The 8,479-nt window shown below is 29.3% G+C and carries 11 protein-coding genes, 2 tRNA genes and 1 other RNA gene; 13 read left to right on the plus strand and 1 reads right to left on the minus strand.

What is annotated here, in order from left to right:
* Positions 1 to 334 precede the first annotated feature (334 nt).
* From ABF633_RS11910 to ABF633_RS11925, 4 genes are all read left to right on the plus strand, one after another.
* Positions 335 to 775 carry a nucleoside deaminase gene (locus ABF633_RS11910; RefSeq protein ID WP_415523970.1) on the plus strand — a complete coding sequence of 147 codons (441 nt, stop codon included), beginning with the start codon at positions 335 to 337 and terminating at the stop codon, positions 773 to 775.
* Positions 776 to 944: 169 nt separating this feature from the next.
* Positions 945 to 1,034 (plus strand) — tRNA-Ser (locus ABF633_RS11915).
* A 190-nt stretch (positions 1,035 to 1,224) separates the two neighbouring features.
* Positions 1,225 to 1,707 carry a hypothetical protein gene (locus tag ABF633_RS11920; RefSeq protein WP_415523972.1) on the plus strand — a complete coding sequence of 161 codons (483 nt, stop codon included), beginning with the start codon at positions 1,225 to 1,227 and terminating at the stop codon, positions 1,705 to 1,707.
* Positions 1,708 to 1,857: 150 nt separating this feature from the next.
* The gene (locus ABF633_RS11925; RefSeq protein WP_415523973.1) at positions 1,858 to 2,337 is read left to right on the plus strand and encodes an HD domain-containing protein; all 480 of its coding nucleotides are present in this window, start codon (positions 1,858 to 1,860) and stop codon (positions 2,335 to 2,337) included.
* 95 nt (positions 2,338 to 2,432) lie between these two features.
* Here the strand turns inward: ABF633_RS11925 and lgt are convergent, their stop codons facing one another.
* Positions 2,433 to 3,200 (minus strand): prolipoprotein diacylglyceryl transferase, encoded by a 768-nt coding sequence (lgt, locus tag ABF633_RS11930; RefSeq protein WP_415523974.1) that lies wholly within the window; start codon positions 3,198 to 3,200, stop codon positions 2,433 to 2,435.
* Between the two features lie 232 nt (positions 3,201 to 3,432).
* Here lgt and ABF633_RS11935 point away from each other — a divergent pair, with 232 nt between their 5' ends.
* The 9 genes from ABF633_RS11935 to ABF633_RS11975 all read left to right on the plus strand — a co-directional run bounded on the left by ABF633_RS11935 (position 3,433) and on the right by ABF633_RS11975 (position 7,900).
* Positions 3,433 to 3,648 (plus strand): hypothetical protein, encoded by a 216-nt coding sequence (locus tag ABF633_RS11935; protein ID WP_415523975.1) that lies wholly within the window; start codon positions 3,433 to 3,435, stop codon positions 3,646 to 3,648.
* A gap of 22 nt (positions 3,649 to 3,670) precedes the next feature.
* Positions 3,671 to 3,949 (plus strand): spore coat protein, encoded by a 279-nt coding sequence (locus ABF633_RS11940; RefSeq protein WP_415523976.1) that lies wholly within the window; start codon positions 3,671 to 3,673, stop codon positions 3,947 to 3,949.
* A 174-nt stretch (positions 3,950 to 4,123) separates the two neighbouring features.
* A tRNA-Ser gene (locus ABF633_RS11945) sits at positions 4,124 to 4,213 on the plus strand.
* Between the two features lie 11 nt (positions 4,214 to 4,224).
* An RNA gene (gene ffs / locus ABF633_RS11950) (signal recognition particle sRNA large type) lies at positions 4,225 to 4,489 on the plus strand.
* Positions 4,490 to 4,636: 147 nt separating this feature from the next.
* Positions 4,637 to 6,265 carry a DNA polymerase III subunit gamma/tau gene (gene dnaX / locus ABF633_RS11955; protein WP_415523977.1) on the plus strand — a complete coding sequence of 543 codons (1,629 nt, stop codon included), beginning with the start codon at positions 4,637 to 4,639 and terminating at the stop codon, positions 6,263 to 6,265.
* Between the two features lie 63 nt (positions 6,266 to 6,328).
* A complete protein-coding gene (locus ABF633_RS11960; RefSeq protein WP_415523978.1) occupies positions 6,329 to 6,670 on the plus strand; it encodes a YbaB/EbfC family nucleoid-associated protein in 342 nt (113 codons plus the stop codon).
* A 17-nt stretch (positions 6,671 to 6,687) separates the two neighbouring features.
* Positions 6,688 to 7,284 (plus strand): recombination mediator RecR, encoded by a 597-nt coding sequence (gene recR / locus ABF633_RS11965; protein WP_415523980.1) that lies wholly within the window; start codon positions 6,688 to 6,690, stop codon positions 7,282 to 7,284.
* Between the two features lie 63 nt (positions 7,285 to 7,347).
* Positions 7,348 to 7,620 (plus strand): YaaL family protein, encoded by a 273-nt coding sequence (locus ABF633_RS11970; protein WP_415523982.1) that lies wholly within the window; start codon positions 7,348 to 7,350, stop codon positions 7,618 to 7,620.
* 25 nt (positions 7,621 to 7,645) lie between these two features.
* The gene (locus tag ABF633_RS11975) at positions 7,646 to 7,900 is read left to right on the plus strand and encodes a pro-sigmaK processing inhibitor BofA family protein (RefSeq protein ID WP_415523984.1); all 255 of its coding nucleotides are present in this window, start codon (positions 7,646 to 7,648) and stop codon (positions 7,898 to 7,900) included.
* The last annotated feature ends 579 nt before the right edge of the window (positions 7,901 to 8,479 follow it).

Genomic DNA, 8,479 nt, shown 5'->3' on the forward strand with positions numbered 1-8,479 from the left:
AATAAACTGTAACATTAATTTATTATTATAAAAATATAAGGATTACCCCTTTTAAATATATATTTTAATTTAGCACCGGTTATAACTGGTGTCTCTTTTATTGTGATAAAATAGATGTATCTATATAATACAGACATTAATTAGTTAAATAATTTTGCAACCCATTGATAATATCTAAATTTCTATTAAAAAAATTTTTACAATTAGTTTTAGCAGCAATATTTGTAGGGATTACTTTCGAAATATAGAATAAACGCATATAAATTAAGAGCAATAATTATTATAAAAATTAGTATTTGATAATGCTATAAACTAAATAATTAGGAGAAAATATATGGAGGAATTATACATAAAAGAGGCGTTAATAGAAGCTGAAAGAGCAAAGCAAATAGGAGAGGTTCCTGTGGGTGCTGTTATAGTTAAGGACAATATAATATTAGCTAGAGCTCATAACCTAAAAGAAACTTTAAAGGATTGCACAGCACATGCGGAAATATTGGCAATAAGACAAGCATCTTCAGTGTTGAAAAATTGGAGATTGAATGGTTGTGACATGTATGTAACATTAGAACCTTGTCCCATGTGCGCTGCCGCAATTTCAGCTTCTCGAATAAGAAAAGTATATATAGGAACTTTTGATCCCAATATGGGAGCGGGAGGGTCTGTTGTAAATTTGCTTCAAAATGAATATTTAAATTATAATATAGAGGTTAAATGGATATATTCAGAAAATTGCAGTAAAATTATTAAGGATTTTTTTAAAGAAAGAAGATAATAAACAAAAAAGTGAAAATACATGCTTGAGATTTATACTTGTATAATAGTATAATTAACTGATAAATTAAGTTTTATAATGAAGGAAAATATAAAAGTCCAAAGTCTAAAGAGCTAGGCAAATTAATGTCTGCTTAATTCTGCAACAGACTAATTAAGTACAGTAATAAGGAGAGATGTCCGAGAGGTCGAAGGTGGCAGCCTCGAAAACTGCTGCGGGGATAACTCCGCCAAGGGTTCGAATCCCTTTCTCTCCGCCATAATTTTCAACGAAAATGAAAAATCTTTAGAAATACTTTAAAATCAAGGGTTTACAAATCTTCAATTTAATTAATAGATTTTAAAATAAATATGTTTTAATAAAGTATTAACAAATTTGCCAAGTTAAAGACACAGAACAAATCTAAACTATTATTCATAGATAAATTATTTATAAAGGATGTGTTTTTTGTGGCAAAGTTTAGAACTTTTAATAAGATAGCTATAATGCTATTGGTTTTAGCTATGTCTGCATTTTTAATTATGGGATGCCAAAGCAAAAATAGTGGTAGTTCCCAGAATTCTTCAGGGTCAAATGGCAGAAGAACTTTTAATGCAGATGCTGTTAAACAAAGATATGAGCAAGATCTTCAGGCGTTGGTAAAGGCCGGTACAATAACGCAAGATCAATCTACTAAAATATTGGATTCTCTTACAGCAAATATGAATAATATGGGACAAGGCAGGAGGAGAACAAATAGTCAAGGAAATTCACAAAATAATACTGCACAAGGTAATGGTAAGAATAATCAAACAGGTACACCTAGAAATAACCCTTTAAGTAAGTTAGTAAGTGATGGGGTTATAACTCAGGAACAAGCAGATAAAGTAATGCAAGGTTTAAGAGGTAATAGACAAAATTCTAATAATCAAAGTAATCAAAGCAATCAATAATTAATTGTTTTACAAATACCAACGATTTGAATTGTTGGTATTTTTTTATTTTAGCATTAAATTAAAAAATAATTTAATAAGACCTTAGCTTAACTTATTTGTTAATATTTGATATAATACTATAAAGAAGTAGTAATTATGAGGTGTAGAATGATAGAAGAAATAATAGAATCTATGATCAATTATTTTGGAAATGATGTACCTAGAATTAATCATGCGTTAAAAGTATATGGATTTTCTAAAAATATAGGGAAATTAGAGGGATTAGACAATGATGAACAGCTTACTTTAGAAGTGTCAGCAGTTTTACATGATATAGGTATAAAAATAAGTGAAAAAAAATATAATTCATCATCAGGAAAATATCAGGAATTAGAAGGGCCAAGCGTGGCAAAAGAAATATTGGAGAAATTTAACCTCGATATTAAAATACTAAACAGAATACTATATATTATAGGAAATCATCACACTTATTCAAAAATAGATGGTATAGATTTTCAAATATTAGTAGAATCCGATTTCTTAGTTAACATATTTGAAGATAATGTTAAAAAAGATTCTATTGAAGTTATAAAAAATAAGTATTTTAAAACTACCTATGGTACAAGATATTTAAATAGTATGTATTAAATAAATTGATAATCATTTACCATAAAGGACAACGAGTTCTAAGTATCATAAATACCGATACTTAGAACTCTGTTATAATAAATAATAAAGCTAAACTACTTTAAAAAATCACCTTTCTTGCGAAGCACAAGCAAAAATATTACCCAAATACCTATACCAAATAAACTTACAAGCTGTGCTACTCTAATAGGGCCAAGCATAAGACTATCTGTTCTTAAGCCCTCTATAAAAAACCTTCCCAAAGAGTATAAACCTATATAGGTAAATATTACAATTCCTGTTTTCTTCGTATTTTTTAATAAGATAAATAATAAAATAAAGATTAAAATATCCCAAATTGATTCATATAAAAAGGTAGGATGATAATAAACACTATCTATATACATTCCCTTTTGTATAAAACTTGGAAAATGACTTATAAAAGCAGCAGAAACTGGTCCGCCATGAGCTTCCTGATTGAAAAAATTTCCCCATCTGCCTATTCCTTGAGCTAGTATTATTGAAGGTGCAGCTACATCTGCATACTTCCAAAAATTAAGTTTTTTATAATATGTATATAAATATGCAACAATTAAGCCGGTAATAACGCCACCATGTATGGCCAGACCACCTTGGCGTGTATTAAAAATTTCTGATAAATTGCTTTTGTAGTAGCTAAAATTAAAAATATCGTAATATAATCTTGCTCCTATAATAGCCAGAGGTAAAGCTATTAAAATCATATTAAATAATTCATCATAATTTATATCTTTGATTTTTGATGTGAAATTAGCAATTATGATACCAATTAACATACCACAGGCTATTATAATTCCATACCATCTTATAGACAAACCTAATATTGTAAATGCTACTGGATTCACTGTATCACTTCCTTTTATATTTTATAAATCAATAAATATATTCTTAAGAGAGAATTACTTCAAGCATTATTTTACAACATAACTAAAAAAAAATAAATTGATTCATGTAATTATAACAAAAAAATAATATATGATAGAGTTTCATTCTGGTATTCATTGCCATTATATTTTATCTACAAAAGGGTAAAAATAATTTAGAAATAAAATATTAAAAATAACTGGAGGTTATATTATGGATGCTACAGCTACAGCTTCAAAGCAAATAGAAGTCAATAATTTAAAAGTAATTAAAGATGAAATTGGATATGAGTTATTAATGAATAAAAAGTTTCATAAATATGCAGAATGTTGTAATGATGCTCAACTCAAATCTTTATGTAATGAAGCAAGTAATGCACATAGAGAAAATTTTAATAGTTTAAAAACTTATATTGATTCACATCAATAATAAAAATTTGGAGGTATATATTATGGAGAGCAATGGTAATTTTACTGAAAAGGAAATGATGGAAGATTTATTAGCCACAGAAAAACAAGTTATTTCCTCATACAGCACAGGTATAACTGAAACATCTTGTACTAATCTAAGAAATACACTTGTAAATAATTTTAGAAGTGCTCAAGATATTCAATATAAAGTATTTGACGCAATGAAACAGAAAGGTTGGTATTCTACTAAAGATGCACCAGAAAATGAAGTTCAACAGTTTAAAACTGAAGTTACTCAAATGGTAAGTGAATTAAAATAATAATAATAAGAGCAAGAAAAGAGATTTTAATCGTTTCTTGCTCTTATCTCTATATTTTGTACTAAAATTTAGATATTTAATAATTTATGCTAATATTTACTTATTGACGAGGCAAAATTAAAAGTATATAATAGACTGCGTGACAATTTGTTCTGTAAATTGTATAAAAAATATGGAGAGATGTCCGAGCGGTTTAAGGAGCACGCCTGGAAAGCGTGTGTTGGGGAAACTCAACCGGGGGTTCGAATCCCCCTTTCTCCGCCATTAAAACTTTGTCGTGCTAGATGGGGAGTTAGCGGTGTCTTGTAACCTGCAATCCGCTATAGCAGGGTTGAAGTCCTTGTTGAGGCTTTAATCTGTGAGGTCTGCCTTATATAAGTGGTGTTGAGAGCTTGGTCCCACGCAACGAAAATTCATGAACCCCGTCAGGTCCGGAAGGAAGCAGCGGTAAGTGAACCCTTTCGTGTGCCGTGGAAAAACCTGGTTTGAGCTAACTGTATAAGTAACGCTCATGGATTATGGTCGAGGCAAGGTGCACGACATTTAATTAAATATAGAATCTTAAGGTGCATATAGCATCTTTTTTTATTATATATCAAATTAATTTACATAAATGTAGTATAATATAAATGGATATTATTTACTATAAGCTTTATATTTGTTTTAACAGCAATGAGGTGAAAAAAAGTGGGATATACAGCTTTATATAGGGAGTGGAGGCCAAAGACTTTTGACGAGGTTGTAGGACAAAAACATGTTACCATAACATTAAAAAATCAAGTTAAGGATAATAGGATAGCTCATGCTTATCTATTGTGCGGTACAAGAGGAACAGGTAAGACCTCAACTGCCAAAATACTTTCAAAGGCAGTAAATTGTTTGAATCCTCAAAACGGGGAGCCATGTAATCAATGTGAAATGTGTAAAAAAATTAATGATGGTCTTGAAATAGATGTTACAGAATTAGATGCAGCTTCTCATAATGGAGTAGAGGACATAAGAAATATTATAGATGATGTTCAATATCCTCCACATGAAGCAAGATTTAAGGTATATATTATAGATGAAGTACACATGCTTTCTATGGGGGCAGTGAATGCTTTCTTGAAGACTCTTGAAGAACCACCTAAAAATGTTATGTTTATCTTGGCTACAACAGATCCTCAAAGACTACCAATAACAATACTTTCAAGATGTCAAAGATTTGACTTTAAAAGAATAAAAAAAGATGAAATGTTTCAAAGACTTAGAGAAATAGTTACAACACAAGGTGTATTTGCAGATGATGAAAGTTTAAATTTAATAGCAAGAATCTCTGATGGGGCCATGAGAGATGCGCTCAGCATATTGGATCAAGCCATATCAACAGGAAGTGGTAAGGTTAGATATGATGATATTATTAATATGCTTGGACTTGTGACCAATGAATACCTTATTAAAATAACATCTGCATTAATAGAAAAGAATATTGAAAATGCCATGAAAACAGTGGATGACATTGTATTTAGTGGTAAGGATATAAATATATTTATTAAAGATCTTATAATTCATATGAGAAATCTTATGATGGTTAAAATTAGTAAGAATGCAGAAGAAATTTTAGATATGTCACAGGAAAATATAAAGCTTGTTAAAGAACAGTCTGAAAAAATAAGAGTTGAAGAGATTATGAGATATATAAAGATACTTCAGGATACAGAAGAAGAGTCTAAATGGAGTAAGCAAAGCAGGATATATCTAGAATTAGCTGTTATAAAAATGTGTAAAATAGAATATGATACCTCTAATGAAATTATACTTGCAAGACTTAATAAGCTTGAGGGTATGATAAAAAATGGAAGTATAGTATATAATAACAGAGAATCCAAGAAAAATGCTGCAAAACAAGATATAAGAAAAATACCTAAGGAAGCTGTTGAAGAAAATAATTCCTCTGTAGAGACAGCAGATAATTTTATAAATATTGAATCAAAATTAACTTTAGATGATATAAAAAAAGTTTGGAAAGACATACTTGAAACTTTTAAAGCTAGAAGATTAAGAGTATTAGGTGCTCATCTTAGTAATGGTGAACCTGTAAGCTGTAAACATAGTATAATAGAAGTGAGATTTAAGAAAAGTTATAATTTCAGTAAGCAGAATTTACAAAAGTCTGAAAACAATAAAAAAGTTGAAGATATATTTTCAGAGATACTTAAGGAAAAGATAAAAGTGCAGTATAGTGTAGAAAAAGATGAGGAAGAAACAAAGTTATCATCGGAGGATATAATAAAGCAGACCTTTGGAGAAGAAATAGTTGATATTATTGATGAATGATGTTTTAAATGGTAAAATGTTAATACTGAAACTTAATTTAGTTTATTTTAGGAGGTTATATATATGGCAAGAGGTGGATTCCCAGGAATGGGCGGAGGAAACATGAACAACTTGATAAAACAGGCACAAAAGTTCCAAAAGCAAATGGAAGATATGCAAAAGGATCTTGAAAACAAAAGCTTTGAGGCTACTGTAGGTGGCGGTGCTGTTACTGCTGTAGTTAATGGAAAAAAACAATTAATTGATGTTAAAATAAAACCAGAAGTAGTTGATCCAGATGATGTAGAAATGCTTCAAGATTTAATTATATCAGCCTGTAATGAAGCTTTTAAAAAAGCCGAGGATGAATCCGCAGGTGAAATGAAAAAAATGACAGGTGGAATGAATATACCTGGAATGTTTTAATAATTGAGGTGACGGTGTTGGATTTTTATCCAGTAGCAATAGAGAAGTTAATAGAAGAATTTGCTAAACTTCCTGGTATAGGGTATAAAACTGCCCAAAGACTAACCCTTTATGTGCTAAATTTGCCCAAAGAAGAAGTTGAAGAATTTTCGAAAGCACTTGTTAAAGCCAGAGGTACTATAAAGTATTGTTCTGTATGTGGAAATTTTACAGATACTGATCCATGTGCTATATGTTCTAATCCAAGCCGGGATAAAGAGATTATTTGTGTGGTAGAGGAACCCAAGGATATTATGGCTATAGAAAAAGTTAGAGAATATAATGGTGTATATCATGTGTTACATGGAGTAATATCACCAATGTCTGGAAAAGGTCCGGATTCCATAAAATTAAAAGAGCTAGTAAGTCGTATGAAGGATGAAATTAAAGAAGTGATAGTTGCAACAAATCCCAATGTTGATGGAGAAGCTACTGCTATGTATATATCTAAATTATTGAAGCCGTTAGGTGTAAAAGTTACTAGAATTGCACATGGAATACCTGTGGGTGGAGATCTTGAATATGCAGATGAGATAACTTTATCAAAAGCTCTTGAAGGAAGAAAAGAAATATAACAGGAATATTATTCCCATTTTATGTCTATAATTGTAAAGAGGTATAAAATGGGAGGTTTTTTTATGGTTAAGAAAAAAAGTGTAAAATTAAATAACAATATTAAATATAATTTAGATCAAAAAGATATTATTGCTGCTATAGAAGAAGCCAGAAAAGAACTACAAGCTTGTAGAGATTATTTTGAACTTGTGAACGAGCCTGTATTAATAGATTATGCTATTTACAAAGAAGCGGCAGCTAAGTCAAGATATATATATCTTCTTGCAGAAGCAAAAAAATTAAACATAAGAGTTGACGGATTTAACATATATACTGGGGAAGAGAATGTTGATTAACATGTATAAATAGGGGGATGATTAAATGGAATACGTAGGATATTTTTTAATAGCAATAATAGGACTATTTATTGTTGTTAGACTACTAGCGTGGCCATTAAAGATATTAATTAGATTGATAATAAATGCAGTACTTGGCACTATACTCTTGTTTATAGTAAATTTAGTAGGGGCTCATTTTGGATTTACCATAGGAATTAATTTAGTAACAGCACTTGTAGCAGGTTTTTTTGGTGTTCCAGGAGTTATTTTTTTATTGATTTTTAAATTTATTTTATGATTGAAGCACAAAAATCTATAGATTAATTTCAACTACATTATTTATATCGGTTTCAATGGGAGATTTTCAACATATATAGTATATGTGTTATTAAATATATTTTTGTAAACTAATAATTTTATAAATTATTTAGATGTTGAACAGCGTAAAATGTTAATTGATCATAATAAATTTGGTTTCAATTATTGATACTACATAATATTCTCATTATTATTATAAAAAAATATGAAAATTATTCTAAATTAATTTAATAGCATGGGAAATGTTATTAAGTTTTTGATGAAAGTTTCTTATGTATTTTCTTAATGGACTAGTTTGTGCGTATACTGGCCCTAGCGTATCTATAAGTAAGAAACACTGTTTAAAATAGATATAGTCAGCATATAAGACTAATATTAATATAATGAGTAATAACATATTATAATAGATTAAGCTTTATGATATTATAATAACCATTGTAATTCATAAAAATAATCTGCTCAATAATAAAAAAATGTTGACAGGATGTCTAAATAATGATATTATATAAAAGCTGTCAGATGACAGGAATTGATCTTTGAAAATTAAACAGAGTATAAG

Source organism: Clostridium sp. (genome assembly GCF_047718555.1).
Lineage (GTDB): Bacteria > Bacillota > Clostridia > Clostridiales > Clostridiaceae > Clostridium_I.